The 20,157-nt window shown below is 66.2% G+C and carries 20 protein-coding genes and 2 pseudogenes; 15 read left to right on the top strand and 7 right to left on the bottom strand.

Annotated elements, in window-relative coordinates; all coding sequences use genetic code 11:
- Positions 1 to 9 precede the first annotated feature (9 nt).
- Positions 10 to 612 carry a TetR/AcrR family transcriptional regulator gene (locus CKJ82_RS04525; protein WP_095536510.1) on the bottom strand — a complete coding sequence of 201 codons (603 nt, stop codon included), beginning with the start codon at positions 610 to 612 and terminating at the stop codon, positions 10 to 12.
- Positions 613 to 701: 89 nt separating this feature from the next.
- On the opposite strand from CKJ82_RS04525, the gene CKJ82_RS04520 reads away from it, so the two are divergent.
- Both CKJ82_RS04520 and CKJ82_RS12000 read left to right on the top strand, forming a co-directional pair.
- On the top strand, positions 702 to 1,706 hold the full coding sequence (locus CKJ82_RS04520) for an ABC transporter permease family protein (protein WP_240510683.1): 1,005 nt from the start codon (positions 702 to 704) through the stop codon (positions 1,704 to 1,706).
- A 68-nt stretch (positions 1,707 to 1,774) separates the two neighbouring features.
- The gene (locus tag CKJ82_RS12000; RefSeq protein WP_233126926.1) at positions 1,775 to 2,125 is read left to right on the top strand and encodes a VOC family protein; all 351 of its coding nucleotides are present in this window, start codon (positions 1,775 to 1,777) and stop codon (positions 2,123 to 2,125) included.
- A 159-nt stretch (positions 2,126 to 2,284) separates the two neighbouring features.
- Here the strand turns inward: CKJ82_RS12000 and CKJ82_RS12175 are convergent.
- A pseudogene (locus CKJ82_RS12175) lies at positions 2,285 to 2,458 on the bottom strand (WYL domain-containing protein); the annotation flags it as partial.
- A gap of 87 nt (positions 2,459 to 2,545) precedes the next feature.
- On the opposite strand from CKJ82_RS12175, the gene CKJ82_RS11995 reads away from it, so the two are divergent.
- Complete coding sequence (locus CKJ82_RS11995) at positions 2,546 to 2,704, top strand: hypothetical protein (RefSeq protein WP_233126927.1); 159 nt, start codon at positions 2,546 to 2,548, stop codon at positions 2,702 to 2,704.
- Between the two features lie 30 nt (positions 2,705 to 2,734).
- Here the strand turns inward: CKJ82_RS11995 and CKJ82_RS12150 are convergent.
- A pseudogene (locus CKJ82_RS12150) lies at positions 2,735 to 2,908 on the bottom strand (HTH domain-containing protein); the annotation flags it as partial.
- A gap of 88 nt (positions 2,909 to 2,996) precedes the next feature.
- Here CKJ82_RS12150 and CKJ82_RS04510 point away from each other — a divergent pair.
- The 4 genes from CKJ82_RS04510 to CKJ82_RS04495 are packed head-to-tail and all read left to right on the top strand — an operon-like array spanning position 2,997 to position 8,694.
- Positions 2,997 to 3,554 carry a mycothiol transferase gene (locus tag CKJ82_RS04510; protein WP_095277736.1) on the top strand — a complete coding sequence of 186 codons (558 nt, stop codon included), beginning with the start codon at positions 2,997 to 2,999 and terminating at the stop codon, positions 3,552 to 3,554.
- Positions 3,555 to 3,587: 33 nt separating this feature from the next.
- Entirely contained in the window at positions 3,588 to 6,725 is a 3,138-nt protein-coding gene (locus CKJ82_RS04505) for an error-prone DNA polymerase (RefSeq protein WP_095277733.1), read from the top strand.
- 32 nt (positions 6,726 to 6,757) lie between these two features.
- On the top strand, positions 6,758 to 7,270 hold the full coding sequence (locus tag CKJ82_RS04500; RefSeq protein WP_233125502.1) for a PH domain-containing protein: 513 nt from the start codon (positions 6,758 to 6,760) through the stop codon (positions 7,268 to 7,270).
- A complete protein-coding gene (locus CKJ82_RS04495) occupies positions 7,267 to 8,694 on the top strand; it encodes a PH domain-containing protein (protein ID WP_095277730.1) in 1,428 nt (475 codons plus the stop codon). The genes CKJ82_RS04500 and CKJ82_RS04495 overlap by 4 nt, the downstream gene beginning before the upstream one ends.
- Before the next feature lie 8 nt (positions 8,695 to 8,702).
- Here the strand turns inward: CKJ82_RS04495 and CKJ82_RS04490 are convergent, their stop codons facing one another.
- Positions 8,703 to 9,668 (bottom strand): chymotrypsin family serine protease, encoded by a 966-nt coding sequence (locus CKJ82_RS04490; RefSeq protein WP_095537202.1) that lies wholly within the window; start codon positions 9,666 to 9,668, stop codon positions 8,703 to 8,705.
- An 80-nt stretch (positions 9,669 to 9,748) separates the two neighbouring features.
- On the opposite strand from CKJ82_RS04490, the gene CKJ82_RS04485 reads away from it, so the two are divergent.
- On the top strand, positions 9,749 to 10,417 hold the full coding sequence (locus CKJ82_RS04485; RefSeq protein WP_095537201.1) for an MOSC domain-containing protein: 669 nt from the start codon (positions 9,749 to 9,751) through the stop codon (positions 10,415 to 10,417).
- 18 nt (positions 10,418 to 10,435) lie between these two features.
- Here CKJ82_RS04485 and CKJ82_RS04480 read toward each other — a convergent pair whose 3' ends face one another.
- On the bottom strand, positions 10,436 to 10,906 hold the full coding sequence (locus tag CKJ82_RS04480; protein ID WP_095537200.1) for a tRNA (cytidine(34)-2'-O)-methyltransferase: 471 nt from the start codon (positions 10,904 to 10,906) through the stop codon (positions 10,436 to 10,438).
- 23 nt (positions 10,907 to 10,929) lie between these two features.
- Between CKJ82_RS04480 and CKJ82_RS04475 the strand changes: the two genes are divergently transcribed.
- From CKJ82_RS04475 to CKJ82_RS04445, 7 genes are all read left to right on the top strand, one after another.
- Complete coding sequence (locus CKJ82_RS04475) at positions 10,930 to 11,799, top strand: bifunctional methylenetetrahydrofolate dehydrogenase/methenyltetrahydrofolate cyclohydrolase (protein WP_095537199.1); 870 nt, start codon at positions 10,930 to 10,932, stop codon at positions 11,797 to 11,799.
- A gap of 14 nt (positions 11,800 to 11,813) precedes the next feature.
- Complete coding sequence (locus CKJ82_RS04470) at positions 11,814 to 12,131, top strand: DUF3017 domain-containing protein (RefSeq protein ID WP_095537198.1); 318 nt, start codon at positions 11,814 to 11,816, stop codon at positions 12,129 to 12,131.
- 87 nt (positions 12,132 to 12,218) lie between these two features.
- Positions 12,219 to 13,058: a hypothetical protein gene (locus tag CKJ82_RS04465; RefSeq protein ID WP_095537197.1), complete on the top strand. Its 840-nt coding sequence runs from the start codon at positions 12,219 to 12,221 to the stop codon at positions 13,056 to 13,058.
- Complete coding sequence (locus tag CKJ82_RS04460) at positions 13,055 to 14,035, top strand: ABC transporter ATP-binding protein (protein ID WP_095537260.1); 981 nt, start codon at positions 13,055 to 13,057, stop codon at positions 14,033 to 14,035. Before CKJ82_RS04465 ends, CKJ82_RS04460 begins: the two co-directional genes overlap by 4 nt.
- Before the next feature lie 71 nt (positions 14,036 to 14,106).
- Entirely contained in the window at positions 14,107 to 15,177 is a 1,071-nt protein-coding gene (locus CKJ82_RS04455) for an ABC transporter substrate-binding protein (protein WP_095537196.1), read from the top strand.
- 51 nt (positions 15,178 to 15,228) lie between these two features.
- Entirely contained in the window at positions 15,229 to 16,983 is a 1,755-nt protein-coding gene (locus CKJ82_RS04450) for an ABC transporter permease (protein ID WP_240510682.1), read from the top strand.
- A gap of 9 nt (positions 16,984 to 16,992) precedes the next feature.
- Positions 16,993 to 17,646: a metallophosphoesterase family protein gene (locus CKJ82_RS04445; RefSeq protein ID WP_095537195.1), complete on the top strand. Its 654-nt coding sequence runs from the start codon at positions 16,993 to 16,995 to the stop codon at positions 17,644 to 17,646.
- Between the two features lie 8 nt (positions 17,647 to 17,654).
- Here CKJ82_RS04445 and metX read toward each other — a convergent pair whose 3' ends face one another.
- Together metX and CKJ82_RS04435 are read right to left on the bottom strand one after the other, a co-directional pair.
- Entirely contained in the window at positions 17,655 to 18,800 is a 1,146-nt protein-coding gene (gene metX / locus CKJ82_RS04440) for a homoserine O-acetyltransferase MetX (RefSeq protein ID WP_095537194.1), read from the bottom strand.
- Positions 18,801 to 18,808: 8 nt separating this feature from the next.
- Positions 18,809 to 20,131 carry an O-acetylhomoserine/O-acetylserine sulfhydrylase gene (locus tag CKJ82_RS04435; protein ID WP_095537193.1) on the bottom strand — a complete coding sequence of 441 codons (1,323 nt, stop codon included), beginning with the start codon at positions 20,129 to 20,131 and terminating at the stop codon, positions 18,809 to 18,811.
- Positions 20,132 to 20,157: the final 26 nt, after the last annotated feature.

The raw sequence follows: 20,157 nt of genomic DNA, 5'->3' as shown, positions 1-20,157 counted from the left end.
TGGCACGAATTAAACGATTGTGCTTTGTGAGTGGTTGCTTTGTGACCCTTCGGCCTGCGCCCGCAGCCCGTCGATAAACACGTCTACGAGCCACCCCCTGCTACGGGCGAACACCTCTTCTGCGATGGTTGGCAGCGGCCGCGACAGTGTGATGATGCCGAAATGGAAGTCTAGGACGTCGAGGTCGCCGGGGCACAGCCCGTACTTTTTCGCCTCCGTGAGGAGGGGACGGTAGAGGGCTTTTACCTTTTCTATCAGTATGTTTCGTTCCTCTTGGCCCATGTGGGGTGCGAACACGGGCAGGAATTCTTGGCCGACGGCAGGGAAGCCGTTGTCCACCATCTCAGTGATGGCGCAGCGCCACGTCGCCTCGGGGGCGCCGGGGAGGCGGGGAACGTGCTTGTCTACGATCGCGCGCATCTTGTCGATGATGTTTTCCAGCACCGCGCGGTAGAGGTCATCCTTGGTAGGGAAGTGGCGGCTCGCGGTGGCAACACCCACCTCTGCTTCCTTCGCAATGGTGCGCAGCGAGACCTTCGGCCCCATCTGGGCAATGAGCGTCGTGGCCGCCTCTACAAGCGCTTTGTGGTTTTCAGCAGCATCTTTTCGCATATCCGGCACTTTACCCTTGACAACCGAAAAATGAAACAATATGATCCACTTCGTAAAAGCGAAACAGTCTGTTCCACTTGGAGGAAACGATGAGCACAACCGTGGTGCAACAGGAAACCGCCACCACCGATGGCAGCCGCATCAACAACACCAACAGCACCGTGAAAAAGACCATCGCCCTGATTTTGGGCCTGCCGATAATCCTCGGCCTCATGCTGTGGGCGTTTCTTGCGCCCACCTTCGCCTCCGGCCCGGACGGGGTGCCGGTGGCAGTGGCGGGGCCGGAGCCGGTCGTTGAGAAGCTGCGTGCTCAGGCGGAGCAGCAGGAGGAGCACCCGGACTTCGTCGTGGTGAGCTCACAGGACGAGGCTGAAGATATGGTGCGAAACCGCGACGCGGTCGGCGCGATCGCAATCGGGCAGGGCAGCGCCACGGTCTACACCGCTTCCGGTAACGGTGCACCGTACGTGCAGATGCTCAATGGCCTTGCCCAGAACATGCAGTCCTCCGGCATGCCGGTGGAGACCGAGGATCTCGCCCCCACGACCGAGGATGACCCGCAGGCCCAGGGCCTCGCGTTGCTCGGCCTGCCGCTCGCGTTCGGTGGCGTGATCTCCGGAATGCTTGCAACCGTGCTGCTTCGTGGCCGCAAGTGGTCGAAGGTCGCAGTCATCACGGGTGTGTCCATCCTCGGCGCGGGTGTTGCGGTTTGGATGCTGCACGGCATCTACGGCTCGCTCAGCGGCAGCGTGGGCATGGAGTGGCTGGCTATCGCTGCCGGCATCGCCGCAACCTCGTCGGTCACCGCCGGTCTTGGCGCACTTCTTGGCGTGCCGGGTGCTGGCCTCGGCGCGGTGCTGACCATCTTTGTGGCTAACCCGCTGGCCGGCCTGGCCACAGGCCCATGGCTGCTGCCGGTCGGCTGGTCCGCACTGGGCCAGCTCATGCCGATTGGTGCGACCGGCTACCTCGTGCGCTCGCTGAGCTTCTTCGACGGCGCGGACGCGCAGGGTTCCTGGATCGTCCTGTGCAGCTGGATCGTCGTTGGCCTGATTCTGCTGGCCTTCGACCGTTCGAAGGAGAAGACCGCGTAGGTTGTCTCCACCCAAACACCCGTCGAGCGTCGGCGGGTGTTTCTCATGTCCTGTTAGATTCGGCGCACATGGCAACGACGACACAGCTCTATGTTTCTTTCCCCGGCAACGCACGCGAGGTGCTGGAGTTCTACCAATCCGTCTTCGGCGGCGATCTTGAGCTGCTCACCTACGGCGAACAGCTGGATCAAGGGGTGAAGTTCCCCTTCGACCCGCCGTGCGAGGCTATCGCCCACGCCACGCTTACCGGTCCGTTTTCCATTTCGGGCGGAGACGACCTCGAGCGCAATGAAACCAGCCTCAACCGGGGCGACTTCGGCTTCACCGCGTACGTGGAGACGCCGGAGGAAGGTGAGGCGCTCTACGCAACGCTTGCCGACGACGGCGGCAACGCCGTGATCAGTAGCTTCGATCTCTGAGCGGTACGAGGAGGGGATTCGGGCGGCGACCTCTTCCGGTGCCGCTGTGAGTTGGACGCGAGCCACGCAGCTGAAACGTTGCGCGATATTGGTGCTTAAAGCTGGAGGTGGGGCTGCGTGAGGGCTAAACGTCCATGTAGTGACGTGGGGCTCTGCTATCCGGTCGAGTCGGAACGTTCGCCAGTCGTTGCGGCCTCTGTCGAAGGCTTGGAGGTACCAGTACTCTCCTTGGGTTAAGAGCTTGGCTGGCTCAACCTCGCGCTCCGTAGGGGTGGCGGACGGTTTGTGGTACGTAAAGCGCACCAGTACGTGATCTCGGAGAGCGTTGGTGAGCTGCTGGAGCAGCTTTAGATTGCTTTTTTGTTGTTGCTGGGTAGCGGAACCCTCGTGATTGAGTGTGGTCGAGGCGCCTGTGAGCGTATGCGTGATGGCTCGCAGGCGTGGCGGCATGACGTGGTCGAGTTTGGTAAGGGCTCGGAATGCGGCCTCGCCGAATTCGTCGGTGCCGGAAAGGGCGTTCATACGCAGACTGGCCACGAGTGCGATGGCTTCGGAATCGTCGAGCAGGAGTGGCGGTAGATGTCGGCCTGCGCCGAGCTGATAGCCGCCGTCAAGACCGCGGCTCGAATGGACTGGATAACCGAGGTCTCTCAAGCGAGTGATGTCTCTGCGAACCGTGCGTTCCGTGACGCCGAGTTTCGCTGCGAGCTCGTGTGCCTGCCAAGTGGCGCGCGCTTGCAAGAGTCCGAGGAGTTGGAGGACTCGCTGTGTTGTATCCGCCATTGCTCTATTGTGCTTCACACTGCGGACAAGAGCTGTCCGGAAGGCATTTTAGGGTATCGGTGTCATCGTTCGACAGAAAGGAAACCTGATGTACTTCCCACGCAAGGACAATGAGCTGGATACTCTGTGCAACTACCTCGATGCGCAACTCGATGCGGTCCGTGCCAGCGCCTACGGGCTTGATGATGCCGCTGCGCGCCGCACACCACTGCGTAGTGATCTGAGTGTCAGTGGCATTCTCAAGCACGTCACGTTTGTGATGGCACAGTCGCTCTCCCGAGCCGGAAACGAAGGTTACAAGGATGCGGCTGTGGACTTTGCCTCGAGCTTTGTGCCGACCGAGGAAGAAGTGCTGGAGGTTTTGTTGGAGCGCTTCGATGTGGTTCGTGCTGACTTTATGCAGATGAGTCGTGGCGGCGACTTGGAGGCGGAGCTGCCTGTCGGCCCCTTCCCCTGGTATGGCATGGATGAGGCGCGTCCGGCGAAGCTGCGTTACCTCTATGTGCACTATGTGGAAGAGTTCGCGCGGCATGCGGGACATGCGGACATCATGCGCGAGGAACTTGATGGCGCGCAGGCGGCTGAGCTTCTTGCCGCAACCGAGGGGTGGGAGCCTAACGAGTACGTCACCCCCTGGGCGAGGTAGCACGGAGGTTCGAAACCTGTTAGCGTTTCGAACATGCGATTCAATGGAGGCGCGCCACTTTCGTGGTCCAAGCTGGAGCGGATCCTCTCCGGCGCGGAGACGGCTGCACCCGTGCCGGTGCAGCACACCGCGCCTGCTCAGAGCCCGCAGCGCGTGTCGAGCACCTCGCGCGTCCCGTTCGCCGAGCTCCACGCCGTGAGCGCCTACAACTTCCTCTCGGGTGCGAGCGAGCCGGAGGAGATGGTCGCGCGAGCCGCGGCACTGGGCGTCGAGACGCTCGCGCTGCTGGACAGGGACGGTTTTTACGGGGCGGTAAAGTTCGCGGAGGCCGCCGCGGCTGCAGGAGTGGGTACCGTCTTCGGTGCGGAGCTGACCCTGGACGGGCGCGTCCTCCCCGTCATCGCACGCGGGCCCGAGGGCTACAAGCGCCTGTCGCACCTCATGGCGGAGGCGCACATGGCAACGCGCGAGAAGGATAAGGTGGCCTACCCGCCGTTGGAGCTGATCGGCGAGGAACTCGGCGGGACCTGCGTGGTGCTGGCGGGCTGGCAGTGGGCAGAGGAAAAGGGTGCCATCGATCGTCTGGTCGATGCGTTCGGGCCCGGAAACGTCGTGCGCGAGTATGAGGCGTCCATGACCCCGCAAGACGCGGAGCACCACGAGCTTTTGGACCGTCACGACACACTGCCCGCCATTGTTACTGCCGCTCCCGGCGCAGCCACGCGGGAACACGCGCGCCTCGCGCAGGCGAAGCGCGCGCTGGCCAGGCGCGACTCGCTCGCCCAGGCCAACGGCCACCTGCATCCGATGGGTGCGAATTGGCTGCGTTCCGGCGAACAGCTCGCCCGCATGCTCCCGGGCTGCGAGGACAAACTGGCTTACACGGTGGAGCTGGCGAAGCAGTGCGCGTTTACGCTCAACCTGGTCGCCCCGGAACTGCCGCGCTTTGATACCCCGGACGGGCGCAGCGAGATGGAGCACCTGCGCGCGCTCACCCTCGCCAGCGCGAAGCTGCGCTACGCCTCCTGGTCGGAGGAGGTCCGCGCCAAGGCGCTGGCGCAGATCTGCTACGAGCTGGACGTGATCCAGGAGCTGAACTTCCCCGGCTACTTCCTCATCGTCCACGACTTCGTGGAGTTCTGCCGCCGCGAGAATATCCTCTGCCAGGGCAGGGGGTCGGCGGCCAACTCGGCGGTGTGCTTCGCCCTTGGCATCACGAATGCGGAGCCGATCTCTGCCGGGCTGCTTTTCGAGCGTTTCTTGTCCCCGGACCGGGAGGGCCCGCCCGACATTGACATCGACATCGAGTCCGGCCGCCGCGAGGAGGTCATCCAGTACGTTTATGCCAAGTACGGGCGCGACAACGCCGCGCAGGTGGCCAATGTGATTACGTACCGCCGCAAGGGCGCGGTGCGGGACGCGGCTCGCGCGCTGGGGTACGCGCAGGGGGCCGCGGATGGGTGGGCCAAGGGCGTTGAGGAGGTGCCTGGTAGCGTCGATAAGCTTGCTGCTCAGTTTGAAGGGCAACCCCGCCACCTGGGCATTCACTCGGGCGGCATGGTGATCTGTGACCGCCCGATCGCCGATGTGGTGCCCGTGGAGTGGGCGCGTATGGAAGGGCGCTCGGTGGTGCAGTGGGACAAGGACGACTGCGCGTCGGCAGGCTTGGTCAAGTTCGACATGCTGGGCCTGGGCATGCTCGAGGCGCTGCACCACATGATCGACCTGGTGCGCGACACCACCGGTCGCGAGGTGCACCTGTGGGAGCTTTCGCTTGACGACGCCCACGTCTACGACATGCTCTGCCGCGCCGATGCCGTCGGCGTGTTCCAGGTGGAGTCGCGCGCGCAGCTGGGCACCCTGCCCAGGCTCAAACCGCGCGTGTTCTTCGACCTGGTCGTGGAGGTCGCGCTCATCCGCCCCGGACCGATCCAGGGCGGCTCCGTCCACCCCTACCTGCGCAGGCGCGATGGCCTCGAGCCGGTGGTGTACGACCACCCGGTGCTGGAGAAGTCGCTGGGCAAGACGCTCGGCATCCCGCTGTTCCAGGAGCAGCTCATGCAGATCGCCGTCGACGCCGCGGGCTTTTCCGGCCGCGAGGCGGACGCGTTGCGGCGCGCCATGGGCTCCAAGCGCTCACCCGCCAAAATGGCCGCGCTGAAAGCCCGCTTCTTCCGCGGCTGCTGGGAGACCAACCAGATCGGGGAGGAGGTGGCGGAGAAGCTGTGGACCAAGATCGTTGCCTTCGCTGCCTACGGGTTCCCGGAGTCGCACTCGCAGTCGTTCGCGTCCCTGGTGTACTTCTCCGCCTGGTTCAAGCGCTACTACCCGGCGCAGTTCTGCGTGGGCCTGCTGCGCGCGCAGCCGATGGGGTTCTACTCGCCGCAGTCGCTCATCCAGGACGCGCGGCGCCACGGCGTGACCGTGCTGCCGGTGAGCGTGAACGAGTCGGGCCGCGAGGCGCGCTGCCTGGACAACGAGACGATCCGGGTAGGGCTGAACCTGGTGCGCGGGCTTGGCGACGCGGCCGCCGACCGCGTCGAGGCTGCCCAGCCGTTTAGCGGGATCCCGGACCTGTCGCGCCGGGCGGAACTGAAGGTGGAGCAGGTCGAGGCGCTCGCGCGCGCCGGGGCGCTCGACTGCTTCGACGTGGACCGCAGGCAGGCACTGTGGCAGGCGGGCGTGGCCGCCACCGAGCGCGAAGGCATGCTGCCCGGGCTCTCCGCCATCGACGCGCCCGCGCTGCCGGGGATGAACGCGTTCGAACTGCTCGCCGCCGATGTCGCCGCCACCGGGGTAACGCCGGATGCGCAACCGATGGAGGTACTGCGCGACCAGCTCCAGGCTGCGGGGATCCTGCGCGCGGTGGACCTGAAGCGCGTGGAGGACGGCACCCGTGTGCGCATCGCCGGGGTGGTGACGCACCGGCAGCGCCCGCACACTGCCCAGGGCCTGACGTTTTTGGGGATGGAGGATGAGACGGGCTTGCTTAACGTGATGGTCTCGCCTGGCCTGTGGGGCAGGCAGCGGGTGCTCGCGCGCACGTCGCGGGCGTTGATTGTGCGCGGCATCGTGCAAAACGCCACCGGCGCGGTCAGCGTGGTGGCGGACAAGTTCGAGCCGCTCGAGGTAGGGGAGTGGCTCTCGCGTGGCTCGCGCGACTTCCGGTAGGCATGCGCTGAGTCTTTGGTAGGTTGACCACCATGTCAACCACCCCGATTCCGCAAGAACCCGCGGTTCCGCAGCTGCCGACGTCCGTGGAGCAAATGCACCGCGTCTCGCCGAAGCTGATGGTGCCGAAACTGGTCTCCAACACGATCTGGGCGCTGATCGTCCTGGGCTTTCTCGGCTTCGCCTGGTGGAAGTGGGGCTGGGGCTGGGCCATCCCGCTCGGGGTGTGCGCGGTCTACTTCGTCTGGCAGTACTTCCTCATCCCGTTCCAGGTGCGCAACATGGGGTGGCTGGAAACCGAGGATGACCTGGTGCTGAGCAAGGGCAAGATGTGGCACACCATGACGGTCATCCCGTACGGCCGCGTGCAGTTTGTCGACGTCACCTCCGGCCCCGTCGCCCGCGCCCTCGGATTGAAAAAGCTGGTGGTCAACACCGCGTCCACCACCTCGGATGCCAGCCTGCCCGGCCTGCCGGAGGCGGACGCGGATGCGCTGCGTGATCGCCTGGCCGCCAAGGCTCGCGAACGGATGAGTGGCCTGTGACTCAGCCTGCGCAAGACCAGAAACAGCACCAGCCCCAGTACCGCAGGGTCCACCGCCTCACCCCGCTGCTGCGCGTGTGGACGACGCTGCTTGCCCTGCTCGCCATCGCCGTTTTCAACTTCACCATGCCGATCTATCACTGGCTGGAAGAGGAAGACGTCGGGCTCACCGACGCCGCGTGGGCGCTCGGTGCCGCGGTGCTCGCCCTGATCGTCATCTTCGGGGTGTCGCAGCTGTGGTGGGCGCGCACGGGTTTTCGCGTCGACGACGAGGAGATTGAGATGCGCCGCGGCGTGCTCACCACGCAGATCCGCACGGCGCGCTATGACCGAGTCCAGGCCGTAGACATTGTCGAGCCGTTCGCCCCGCGCCTGTTCGGCCTGGCCGGTGTGCGCATCGAGGCCGCCGGCGGCGCGCAGGCCAACATCGAAATCGCCTTCCTCCCGCGCGGCGAGGCCGAGTCGCTGCGCAAAGAGATCCTCGCGCGCATGCACGGGCAGGCCCCGCTTGACGACGCCACATTTACCGTCCCCACCGCATCCCCCGACCTCGTCGCGCCGATCCCCATCAAGCGCTCGCTCGCCGCGGCGGCGCTGCAGTTTTCCACGCTGTTCACGCTTGCGTGGGCAAGTATTCCGATCTGGTCCGGCCTGACCATCGCCGCGGTCGTGCCGGTGGTGGTGAGCTTCCTGCCGCAGATCTGGCGCACGATCGACCAGTCGTGGCGCTTCAACTCCTCCCTCGACGGCGACGTGGTCAACCTGACCTTCGGGCTGGCCAACCGCCGCCGCCAGGCGGTGCCCCTGGACCGGATCCACGCGGTGCAGCTGAAACAGTCCATGCTGTGGCGCCCGTTCGGGTGGTGGCAGGTCACGGTGACGGTGGCGGGGTACGGCTCTGAAATGAACAAGGCCTCGGGCACCTCGAAGCTGCTCCCGGTGGGCACCTACGAGCAGGCCGCCCGCGTGGTCAACGCGATCGGCCCGCTCACCGCCGCCGAACTCACAGGGCCGGCCGTGCCCACTGTGCCTACTGTGCCTACTGTTACCGTCTCAGCGCGCAGCCCGCGCCAGGCACGCTGGGTCTCCCCGGTGGATTGGCGGCAGCAGAGCGTCGCGGTGGATAGCGGCCGAGGCGTTGCGCGTGTGACCTTCGGGCGGCTGACCCGCCGCTTCCAGGCAGTCAAGATCCCGCACATCCAGGAGCTCACCTACAGGCAGGGCCCGTGGCAGCGCCGGCTCGGCCTGGCGCACGTGCGCTTCGACCTCGTCCCAGGCGCGGTGAAGGTCACCGCCCGCGACCTAGACGACGCGCAGGCGCGCACGCTTGTCGACGCCCTCCGCGCCCGCACCCTGCCCGCCCTGGAGCCCACGGACGTGATAGGTGAGGATGCGGTTGATGGGGTGGCAGAGGGGCGTCGATAAGCGGTGAGCTAGGTGTGGAGGGTGAGGCCCCAGTGCTCGATGGCCCCGGCGATCTCCATCCCACCCAGCATGGTCTTGTTGGTATCCGAGCCGTTGGAGGTCACGCCGAGCGCCCACGCGCCCTGGTTGTTGACGGCGAAGATCGCGCCGCCCGAATCGCCGCGGTCCGAGATGTTGCGGAAGTAGAACTGCCCGTCGTGGCCGATCTCGGTGAACTCGCCGCAGGAGTATCCGGTGGTCGCGCCGAGGCGGCAAATCGCCATGCCCTGGCGCTGCGCCTCCTGCGGGGTGATCCAGCCTTGCAGCGGGCGGTCCAAGGGCAGCGAGGACGAGTACTGGGATTCGCCAGAAAGCTCGATGAGCCCGATGTCCGTGCCGAATTCGGTGGTCCGCTGGTCTTGCTGCCACAGCGACTCCACCATCGTGCCCGCGCGCGTCCAATTGCCGTTGGAATCCTTGACGTAGAAGTCGTCGCCAACCAGGCCACAGTGGCCTGCGGTGATGATAAAGAGGCGGTCGCCCTTGGATGCGAGGAAGCCCGTTGAGCACTCAGTGTCCGTCGTGGCGTTGTGGATCATGCCGCCTGGAACGACCCCGCCCGGCGCCTGGAGCCATTTCCAGTCCGTGGAGTTGTGGTAGTAAATGCCCAGGTTATCGTCGCGTCCGCGCTGGCCGGACGCGTCGTTGTCCGGGTCGATCGCGCGCCGATCGATGGGCGGCTCGGCCGAGCGCTGCGCGGAGGACGTGGTCGACCTGGACGTGGTCGGCTTGGATGAGGTCGAGGTATTCGCCTCGACGGGCGCATTGAGCATCTCCGAGATCTCGGCGGCGGCGGAATTCTGGGAGGAGGTCGTGGGCTCTGAATCGCCCGGGTCGCCCGAGTCGCCGCAGCCGGCCAACAGCGCCGCGGTGCTGAGCGCGGCCGCGACTGCGGCGAGGCTGCGACGACGCTGTGCCGTCAGAGTGGGAAACATGTGCGCCTCTTTTCAAAGCGTTGTGTGTAAACGGGGGAACAGGGGCAAATCCTAACAGTCGGGGTGTACGCTACATCACTATGAGCGGATCTGAGTCGCACGAACGTGCGACAGTGCTGAGTGCAAACGTCGCCCGCCCGCAGCGCGACCCGGGCGGGGCAGCGCGGCAGAGTGGCATTCATAAGCAACCTGCCGAGCGGCTCGACGTGATCATTCCGGGGCCGCACTACGGCGATGGCAGCGGCGTGGTCGGCGACACGGTGGGGGATACCGCCCACCACGGCGGGCTACAGAAGGCGGTGTACGCGTTCAGCCGCGAGCGCCTCGACTGGTGGGGCAACCAGCTCGGGTATCCGCTGGACAACGGGATGTTTGGCGAGAATCTCACCACCCGAGGTATTGACTGGACCGCAGTGCTGATTAACCAGCGCTTCCGTATCGGCGAGGTGGAGCTGGAGGTGAGCGTGCCGCGCTCGCCGTGCCGCACGTTCGCGGCGTGGATGGGGGAGCCGCAGTGGGTGAAGGCGTTTACCTTAAGCGGGGACTGTGGCTGCTACTTCCGCGTGAACAAGGAGGGCACGATCACGCCGGGCGATGCCATTGAGGTGCTGGACGAGCCTTCGCACGGGTTCACCATGGGCGAGGCGTTCCGCGCGAAGATGGGCGACGCGGAGTTGTCGCGGCGCTTGTGGGAGCTACGCATCATGCCACCGATGTATCAGCAGCGGTTGGACGCCCGGTTCGGGTGAGGCTTGGCCTAGACAGGCCTACACCCCACCGGGGAACCCCAGCTGCCGCCACGCCTCAAATACTGCGACGGCCGCCGAATTAGACAGGTTCATTGACCGCCGGCTGGGCAGCATGGGAATCCGCACCTGGTCAGTGACCTTTGGGTGGTGGCTGTGTGCTTCGGGCAGCCCGGTGGGTTCGGTGCCAAACAGGAGCGCGTCGCCGTCCCGGTACGCCACGTCCTGGTAGTACGTAGTGGCCTTGGTGGTGAACGCGAAGACGCGCGCTCCGTCCAGCGCGGCAAAGCAGGACTCTATATCTGGGTGGATCTGCACGTCCGCGAGGTCGTGGTAGTCCAGGCCCGCGCGCTTGAGGTGCTTGTCGTCGAAGTTGAAGCCGAGGGGCTCGACCAAGTGCAGGACGGCACCAGTATTGGCGCACAGTCGGATCGCGTTGCCGGTGTTGCCGGGGATGACTGGGTTATCAAAGATGACGTGAAGTGCGCACACACCGACAGTCTAGGATGGGGTGCGTGACTGCGATCAAATTGGACGGAAAACTCTACCGCGAGGAGATTTTCGCGGACCTTGAGGCTCGCGTTGCTCGTCTCAAGGAGGAACACGGCGTGACCCCGGGCCTGGCCACCGTGCTGGTGGGGGAGGACCCGGCGAGCCAGAACTACGTGCGCATGAAGCACCGCGACTGCGAGGAACTCGGCATCGCCTCCATTATGAAGGAGCTGCCAGGCGACACTACGCAGGAGCAGCTCGAGCAGGTGATCACGGAGCTGAACGAGGACGATGCCGTCACCGGCTACATCGTCCAGCTCCCCCTGCCGAAGCACCTGGACGAGAACCGCATCCTCGGGCTCATTGATCCGGTCAAGGACGCCGACGGCCTGCACCCGGTAAACCTGGGCAAGCTTGTCCTCAACGAGCCCGCCCCGCTGCCGTGTACCCCGAACGGCTCGATCAAGCTGCTCGAGCGCTTCGGCGTCGACCTGGACGGCGCGATCGTCTGCGTCATCGGCCGCGGGGTGACCGTCGGCCGGCCGATCTCGCTGATGCTCACCTCCCGCGACGTCAACGCCACCACCGTCCTGTGCCACACCGGCACGAAGGACCTCGCCGCGGAAACGCGCCGCGCCGACGTCATCATCGCCGCCGCAGGCAAGCCGCACATGATTACGGCCGACATGATTAAGGAGGGGGCAGCGCTTCTCGACGTCGGCGTGTCCCGCGTCGACGGCAAGACCGTCGGCGACCTGCACCCGGATGTCTGGGAGAAGGCCGGCTGGGTCTCCCCGAACCCGGGCGGCGTCGGCCCGATGACGCGTACCTTCCTGGTGCGCAACATCGTGGAAAGCGCTGAGCGTGCCGCCGGCATCGCGTCCGACGCGTAAAGGTTGGGGCATTCGTGCTCTCACTCGATAACCCCCACGACATCGGCAACCCTCCCTCGCGCCTCCCCGAGTGGGCGCAGTGGGCGATGGTTGCCCTCTTTGTCGTGGGGTTTGTCGCCTCCGCACTGTTCGCGGCCACGGAGCACTGGCGCCGCGCGACATTTGTGCTGGGGGCGTCGATGATGTGGCTCGCGGTGATGCGCTACGCCTGCGACTCGCACATCGTCGGCCTGCTCGCCGTGCGCTCGCGCCGGGCGGACGCTGTCTTCTGCGTGTGCTGCGGGCTGGCCATGGTGCTACTCGCGGGTACCGTCGACTCGCTGGGGTCATAGTTTGTGGCGGCCGTCGGCGGGCCGTGTTCACACAAACTTCATACGGGATTTTCCCGGAAGTAACATTGAAGGCCTACTGTCTACCGGGTGTTTGTAAAGAAACGGTCACTTCCCGCGCTTGCGCTTTGCGTTGCCGCAGCGCTCGCGCCCTTTCCGCACGCGGGTGCCGCGGCGGTTGCGGACCCCGACTACCAGGTAAAACTCCGCCTGAGTGATACCGCCGTCGGTGCGGACGGCGCACCGTCCGCGCAATTCCGCTCCTTCTTCGACGTCCGTGAATCCTCTGGGGCGGAGCAGTCGGTGTACTTCGACACCGCCGACGGACTCCTGGCCAACCACGGGTGGACGGCGCGCCTGCGACACAAGGACGGCGCGCAGGGATACGACGTGACGTATAAATATCGCCTGCCACTCGAGGGCAATTCGGTGTCCTCCGAAAGCGTCGGTGCCGGGCTGGAGGAGGCCCGCAAGCAGAACTTTGACGCGTCGGACACCAACTACGCGGCGCAGGTGAACGCGAGCTTCGCAACGTCGACGCTGGACTTCAGCACCAAGAAGAGCGCGGCGTGCGTGACTGCGCAGTGCGAGATTCCGTCTGCCGATAAGGCCGTGGCAATTGTGAAGGACCTGGAACCCGGGAAGTTTGCAAAGGCGACCGGCACTACGCTGGCGGCGTCGGACCTCAAGATGACGCAGACCGTCGAGCAGCGTACGTGGCGCGTCGAGATCGGCGGCGTGAAGACGGAGCTGGAGATCGCCACATTCGGCGGCCAGGTGTGGGCCGAGATCTCCGAGGAGGAGACCTCCCGCAAGGACGCGGTGCGCAAACGCGACACACTAGTTGCGGAGCTGGACCGGGCAGGCCTGCTCGTGCACGAGGACGCATTTAAGACCGGCAACGTGATTGAAAGCGGGTGGCAGCAGTGACGACGGCACAGGTCGAATTGGACAGCGTGCGGCGGGAGTTTCCTGACGGGACGGGGTTGCACGCGACGTCGATAAGCATTGCGAAGGGCGAGTTCGTCTCCATCCTCGGGCCCTCTGGCTGCGGCAAGTCCACGATGCTGCGCTGCATCGCGGGGCTGGAGACGCCGGATGCCGGCACGATCACGTTTGCCGGGCGCGAGGTGTTCGGGCCGAAGACGAACACCCCGGTGAACAAGCGCAACCTGTCGATGGTGTTCCAGGACCTGGCGCTGTGGCCGCACATGACCGTGGCGAAGAACGTGGAGTTCCCGCTGACTACGGGGGCCGGGAAGGTGGACGCGAAGGAGCGCGAGCGCCGCGTGGCGGAGGCCATGGAGATGGTCAATATTGCCTCGAAGGCGGACCAGCGGCCGAACGAGCTGTCCGGCGGGCAGCAGCAGCGCGTGGCGATCGCGCGTGCGCTGGTGTCGCAGCCCGACCTGCTGCTCATGGACGAGCCGCTGTCCGCGCTGGACGCGGCGCTGCGCACTCAGATCCGTAGCGAGCTCACCCGGCTGGCGTACGACCTGGACCTCACCGTCATCTACGTCACGCACGACCAGTCGGAGGCGCTGGCCATGTCAGATCGCGTCGCCGTGATGAACGAGGGCGAGGTCCGCCAGTTCGCCGCGCCGGTGGAACTCTACGACCACCCGGCGGACTCGTTCGTCGCCGGGTTCGTCGGCGTGACCAACACGCACGACACGCTGCCAGACAACCGCCCCGAAAACGTGCAGGTCACGGTGCTGGACGATGGAAAGCGCCCGGAATTGCTTCCGGAGAACTCCGTCATTGGCAAGGTCGTCGAACGGCAGTACACCGGCGGGCGGTACGAGATCCGCTGCCAGGTGGACGGCGCCCCCGAGCCGTGGCTCGCCTACACCCGCGCGTCGATCGGGCGCGGGGACACCGTCCTGCTGACGGTGGCCACACCATAACCACCCGTCATCACGTCCTCCTCCTGGGCCGACCGGCCTGCGAGCACTGAACAGAAAAATAGGAGACAACAATGAAGAAGATTGCTGCCGCCATCGTCGGCCTGACCGCAGCGCTCACCATGACTGCCTGCGGCTCCGTCGAGTCTGCGGACAACGCGGAATCCACCGGCTCCGAAGGCGCCTCCGAGAGCCAGGCCGTATCCGCCGAGAAGTGGGAGGCCCCGGAAGGCCTCTCCGGTGAGCTGGACTACTACTCCGCGAACCCGCAGGGGCTTACCGACGCCCTCGTCGAAGCCTTCGAGGAACGCACCGATGTGAAGGTCAACGTCTTCGCCGACACCACCGGCAAGATCACCGCCAAGCTCAAGGCTGAGGAAGCGAACCCGCAGGCCGACGTGGTCTACCTGGCGTCCTGGAAAGCGGCCGCGAAGCAGGCAGAGGCCGGCGCGCTCGAGGCGTACAAGCCCGCCAACATTGAGAACTCCAACCCGAAGTGGAACGCGCAGGACGACACCTTCCACGGCCGCGACGGCTCCGCGCTGACCCTGGTGGCCAACACCGACGTCATCGACGAGGCCCCGACCGACTGGGAGGACCTGGCCGACCCGAAGTACAAGGACATGGTCATCATGCCTGACCCGCGTGAGTCCGGCACCGCCGCCGATCTGCTCGCCGCCATGGTTGCGGAGTGGGGCGAGGACAAGACCTGGGAGCTCTTTGACAAGCTGTTTGATAACGGCATGATCGTCGAGGGCGCGAACGGACCTGCGCTGGACAAGGTCACCTCCGGCTCCAAGGGCATCGTGCTCGGCGGCGTGGACTACTCCGCGTACTCCAAGAAGGACAAGGGCGAGGCCCTGGAGATCAGCCTGCCGCTGTCCGGCACCACGGTCTCCCCGCGCCCGGTGATGATCATGAAGACCTCCGACAACAAGGAGGCAGCACAGGCCTTCGTCGACTTCATGTTCTCCGAGGAAGCGCAGCAGATCTCCGCGTCCAAGTACATGATCCCGGCCAACCCGGAGGTCGAGCCGAAGGAAAGCCCGAAGCTGGACGACATCACGCAGATCTCGGACGACTGGGAGGCCATCTCCGCTGAGTCCAAGAACGTTCGCGAACAGTTCGCCGAGCGTTACCTGTAACACCCACCCGCGGCGCGACTGGCGCCGCCTGCGCGAGGAGCGAGGAAGTACGTGACGACCTTGAACACGGGAACGCCGGGAACGCCGCTGGCCGAGCCGGGAACGCTGTCGGCCGAGCCAGGAAGCAACAACGCGCGGGCGGGGCGGCGCCCGGGGCGTAACACCAGGCGGGGCAACGGCCCCGGCATCTACGTGGTGCTGCTCCTTCTCCTCGTCCTCGTCGCTGCCCCGCTGCTCTCCGTGCTGGTCACCGCGGTGACCGGCTACCGCGATGAGCCGTCCGCGCTAGGCGAGCTGGTCGAGCCCGGCATGCTCAAGGTCCTGGGTAACACGATTGTGCTCTCGCTCATCGTCGTCCTCTTCGCCACGCTCTTCGCCGCCCCACTCGCCCTGTTCCGCGCCTGGACCCCCATGCGCAAGGCGGGCTGGGTGGAAGTGCTCATCATGGTGCCGTTCATGACCCCGCCGTTCGCCGCGGCGATGGCGTGGATGGACTTCACCCGCGTGCGCGGCGTGGCCGACATGCTGCTCGGCGAGACGCTCGGCGGGTTCGCCCACGACGCCATCTACTCCGTCTGGGGCATGGGCTTCATCATGGCGGCGGAGCTCTTCCCGTTCCTCTACCTCATCCTGCGCAACTGCTTCGAGGGCATCCCCGCCTCGCAGCTGGAGATGGCGCAGGTGGCGGGCGCGTCCCGCTGGCAGCAGTTCACCCGCATCATCGCGCCGATGGTGGTCGGCCCGTACTCGTTGGGCGCGCTCATCGTCTTTATCAAGGCGGCCGGCGAGTTCGGCACACCGGTGACGCTGGGCAACGCGATCGGATACAAGGTGCTCGTGTCCTCGATCTACGAGGACGTGACCATCGACCCGCTGAGCTTCAGCAGCGCGGCCGCGACCTCGTCCGTGCTGTTCGCCCTCGGCGTCACAGCGTGGGCCATCCAGCAGTGGGCGAGCCGGAAAGACCTGACCGGAGGGGGAAGGGCGTCGCGGCCGGTGCGGCTGCGGGCGTCGAAAAGCGCAATGGCCCTCGCTTGGGTCTACAGCATGGTGGTGTTTGCCCTGTCCGTGTTCATCCCGTACATCTCCATCGTCCTGGCGGCGATGACGATCCTGCGGTCCAAGGCGCCGACGCCGAACAACCTCACCTTCGACTACTTCGCCATCGTGCTGTCCATGCCGTCTGCGCAGGAGGCGCTCACCCGCTCGATCGTGCTCGGCGCGATCGGCGCGACGACCGCGGTGCTGGTCGCCCTCGCGATCACGCTGCTGACCATGCGGCGCTCCACCATCGTGGCGAAACTCACCGACTTCCTCGCTGTCGCCCCGGACACCGTCCCCGGCATCGTTCTGGCCATCGGCTTTATCCTCCTGTGGAACTCCCCCAACCTGCCGTGGACACCGTACGGCACCCAGATCATCCTGGTCATGGCGTTTACCGTACTGTTTACGCCGATGGCGGTGCAGAACGTGAAGACGTCCGCGGCGTCAATGTCTCCGACGATGTTGGAGGCCGCCGCGATCTGCGGCGCCACCCCGGCGCAAACTTTCACGCGCGTGACCGTGCCGCTGCTCGCACCGGGCCTGTTCGCCGGCTGGCTGCTCGCATTCTTCGTGGGCATCCGCGAGCTGGTCATGTCCTCGCTCATCCGACCGAGCAACATCAACCTGCTCGCGCCGTGGATCATGAACCAGTACGACCAGGGCCACCGCGCCGAAGCGATGGCGATGACGCTCATCGGCGTGGGCACCTCCACGCTCGTGCTCGTGCTCGTGCGCTGGTGGCAGTCCCGCCACGCGCGTTAGCCTGGGGCAATGACCGCTCCAATCCTCGTCCTGGCAGACATCCACCTTGGCCGCCCGCAATCCGGCGCGAAGAAAACTGGTCCCGGCATCGAGTGGGCGCTCGAAGCGCTGCAGCGCGGGGCGCAGGCAGGGGCTGGGCACATGGTGATGCTCGGCGACGTCATCGACCGCTCCCGCTTCACCAGCGCCACCTTCGGCGAGGTCACGCGCTTCTTCGCCCGCGCCCTCGAGCTGTTCGACACCACCGTCTTCATCGCCGGCAACCACGACGTCCACCACGACCTCTCCGCAGTGATCCCTCCAGGAGTCGCGGTGGCGGGCACTCGGCCGCAGACGATCCGCGCGGGCGGGTGGGCGCTGCATACCGCCGCCGTCGAGGTCGACCGCGACCCGCGGCGCTTGGTGCCGTCGTTCCCTTCGCGTATCAGCGGCGCGCCCAACCTCGGCCTCCTACACACCTCTGTGACCGGTGAGTACTCCAACAACGCCTGCCTGCCCTGCGACGTCGCGGAGCTCGAGGCGTGCGACTACGACGCCTGGGCGCTCGGCCACGTGCACCAGCGGATCGCGCTGGACGCGGCCGTGCCCGTCGGCTGGGTGGGTATGGGGCGCGGGCTCATCGCCTCGCTTGACGACGCCCACGTGACCCTCCGCGACCTCTGAGCCCCGACCTAGATGTCGTAGTCGCCGCGGGCGGCCGCGATGTCGTGCGCGGACGGGGCCTCGCGGGTCAGCGCGATGAAGTTGCGCAGGACGCGGTCCATCTGGCGCGCCTCGACGAGGAACGCGTCGTGACCGACGGGCGAGGACAGCTTCGCCATAGCCAGCAGGTTGCCCAGGTTGCGGGAGAGGTGTTCCTGCTGGTGGTAGGGGTAGAGGATGTCGGTGTCCACGCCGACGATCATGGTGGGCACGGTTGATGAGGCCAGCGCCTTGTTGAGGCCGCCGCGTCCGCGCCCCACGTCGTGGCGGTTGAGTGCTTCGGTGAGGGTGACGTAGGAGGCGGCGTCGAAACGCTCGGTGAGCTTGCGCCCCTGGTGCTCCAGGTACGACTGGACGGCGAAGCGCTCGCCGTCCTCGCGGTAGGCGCCGAGCGGATTTTCGCCGGGCTGGGCGGAGGTGCCGAAGCGTTCGTCGATCTCCAGCTCGCCCCGGTAGGTGAGGTGGGCCAGACGCCGCGCGGCGGCCAGGCCCGCGTCCGGGGCGCGGCCCGTGCCGTGGTAGTTGCCGCCCTGCCAGTGAGGGTCCTGCGTGATCGAGGTGATCTGCGCCGTCTGGATCCCAATCTGCCACGCGCTTGCGCGCGCGGAGACGGCAATCACCAGCGCGTAGTCCACCTGCTCCGGGTAAAGCAGCGTCCATTCCAGCGCGCGGGCGCCGCCCATCGAGCCGCCCAGGATCGCGTGCACGCGCGAGATACCCAGGGCTTCGAGGAAGCGGTGCTCGGCCAGCACCATGTCGCGGATGGAGACGGCGGGGAAGCGGGAGCCCCACACTCCGGTGCCGCCCGGGCAGGGGGACGCCGGACCCGTCGACCCGTAACAGGAGCCGAGGGCGTTGGTGCAGATCACGCACCACTCGTCGGTGTCCAGCGCCTTGCCGGGGCCGATCGCTTCGCACCACCAATCGGAGGCGTCCGGGTCGCCGGTCAGTGCGTGCTCGACAAGCAGGATGTTGTTGGTGCCGTGGGGGTCACCGGCCGGCTCGCCCCATCGTCGGTAAGCAATGTGCACCTCGTCGATCTGGGCGCCTGTCTCGGTGCGGAGGGTGCCGATGTCGACGGTGGCGAGCTGGCCTTCTGGAGCGAGAGTGAACATGGGACCGCCTAGATCGCCGCGAATCCGCGCTTGAGGTCGTCGATGATATCGGTGATGTCCTCGATGCCAACCGACAGGCGGACCGTGGCCTGGCTGATGCCCGCGCGCTTGAGCCCCTCCGCGTTGGACTGCGAGTGGGTGGTGGAGGCCGGGTGGACCACCAGGGAGCGCACGTCGCCGATGTTGGCCAGGTTGGAGTGCAGCTTGAGGGCGTCGATAAACGCCCAGGCCTTGGTGCGATCGTCCGGGTCGCCCGCGACCTCGAAGGAGAGCACGGAGCCAGTGTGGGCAAGGCCGAGCTTGTCCTTGACCGCCTTGTACGGCGAATCCGGCAGGCCGGCGTAGTTGACCTTGGCCACCTTGTCGTGGCCGGCGAGGAATTCCGCGACGGCAGCCGCGTTCTCGTTGTGCTTGTTCACGCGTAACTGGAGGGTGTCCAGCCCCTGCAGCGCGACCCACGCGTTGAACGGGGAAATCGCGGCACCCGTGTCGCGCAACAGGCCCGCGCGGGCCTTGAGCGCGAAGGCGGGTGCGCCCAGGTCTGCGTACTTCAGGCCGTGGTAGGCCGGGTCCGGGGTGGTGAAGTAGGGGAAGACGTCCTTGCCGTCGCGCTGGACGGTCCAGTCGAAGGAGCCGCCGTCGATGATCGCGCCGCCGATGGCCGCGCCGTTTCCCGTGTAGAACTTGGTGGTGGAGACTACGACGACGTCCGCGCCCAGTTCGAGCGGGCGCACGAGCGCGGCGGTGGCCATGGTGTTGTCTACGATCAGCGGGACCTGGTTGGCGTGCGCGACCTCGGCGACGGCCGGAATATCCAGCACGTCAGCGATCGGGTTGCCGAAGGTCTCCGCGTAGAGCGCCTTCGTGTTCGGCTGGATAGCGGATTGCCAGCTGGCCGGGTCGTCCGGGTCATCTACGAAGGTGACATTGATGCCCAGGCGCGGCAGCGTGACCTGGAAAAGCGTCTCGGTGCCCCCGTAGAGGCGCGGGGAGGTAACGATGTGGTCGCCGGCCGAGGCGAGGTTGAGGATCGCGGCGGTTTCCGCGGCCATGCCGGAGGCGAAGGCGACGGCGGCGACGCCGCCCTCCAGGGAAGCGAGGCGATCCTCCAGCGCCTGCTGGGTGGGGTTTGTCAGGCGTGTGTAAATCGGGCCCGCGTCCGAGAGGTTAAAGCGGTTCTCCGCGTGCTGCGCGTCGTCGAAGACGTAGCTGGTGGTCATGTAAATCGGCTGGTTGCGCGCGCCGGTATCGGAGTCGACGGGCTGGCCTGCGTGGATGGAGCGGGTGGCGAAGGCCCACTCGTTGGCGTTGGAGTTGTCGTAGTTGCTCATGGCTCCCGACCGTAACGTGCGGTCGG

It is taken from the genome of Corynebacterium gottingense, assembly GCF_002285125.1.
GTDB lineage: Bacteria > Actinomycetota > Actinomycetes > Mycobacteriales > Mycobacteriaceae > Corynebacterium > Corynebacterium gottingense.
Note: the sequence above shows the minus strand (reverse complement) of the source record. Positions and strands in the feature narration are given on the sequence as shown.